General features: G+C 48.6%; 1 protein-coding gene. It reads right to left on the minus strand.

Annotated elements, in window-relative coordinates; translation table 11 throughout:
- The coding region (gene ribA / locus R7E00_RS24885; protein ID WP_318124890.1) for a GTP cyclohydrolase II RibA at nt 1–814 on the minus strand (814 nt) is incomplete at its 3' end.
- Between the last annotated feature and the right edge of the window lie 264 nt (nt 815–1,078).

Here is a 1,078-nt window from a genome sequence, read left to right on the forward strand (position 1 = left end):
CTAAACGCTCATTCGCCTCAACGGTATCCGCACCATCATCCTGCAAGTGATAGGCGCGAATTTTGTTGATTAAACCGATGCCACGTCCCTCCTGACGCAAATAGAGCAGCACGCCGCTGCCCTCTTCGACGATGTTTTGCAACGCACGATTTAACTGAAAACCGCAATCGCAGCGGGTGCTAAATAGTGCGTCCCCAGTGAGACATTCAGAATGGAGCCGAATCAATGGCGCAGGCTGAGACGTCGGGTCGCCATACACCAGCGCGAGATGCTCCTTCCCTGTAGCCGTCTCGATGAAGCCGTGCATCATGAATGTGCCCCACTGAGTTGGCAGCTTAGCTTTGTCGATGAACTTAACCAAATTGTAAGGCTCGACATGTCGCAGCTCTGCGCGTACGTTCATCAGAATTTCTCCTAGGTGGTTCAAACCTTTACCGTCTCCCCCATCTCCCCAAAATGCGTCCTTGTGCGAATGCTCAGTAAGGCAAGCATTGCCCGTGCGCATCAGTTTCTGAGCAAGTTTCGGGTTTTGGAGGAATTTTTCTCGCACAATGAACGCCATGACTGAGAGCTTCATGTTGTCCCAATCGCTGCGAACGAGATGCTCGTACTGACGGCTTAACGCGAACGCTTCATCCGGCGATTGGGCATGCTGAATTTTGGTTTGCAGTTGGGCATCAACAAATTTCTGAGCTTGATAGTAGTGTTCGCTGGTGGGCCAAGATTGGGAAGATATTTCGACGGGGGCATGACAGAAGTTGGAGAGGAAGCCGTGCGGCTCATCGGGCTCGTAGAAAAGGATCTGATCAACCATATTCGCGCTCCTGCTTAAGTGATATGGATAGTCAACAAAAAGCATATCCTACTGATATATCTTTTAGTAACGCCTCTACCATTTGTCAAACCATAGTAAGCAAGCAAAGTAACTTCAGACTGAATAAAAATAAGGTTGGAGAACAAACAAAACGAGCAAGAAACTTCGGTTAAATGATGGGGTTAGCAAATAAAAAGGGCAGACAGCTGGCTACCCTATGGAGTGGTACACCGAATTGAGAGAATCAGTGAATCAAGCCAAGAT

This window comes from Vibrio sp. Vb1755 (assembly GCF_033338635.1).
In the GTDB taxonomy this organism is placed as follows: Bacteria; Pseudomonadota; Gammaproteobacteria; order Enterobacterales; family Vibrionaceae; genus Vibrio; species Vibrio alginolyticus.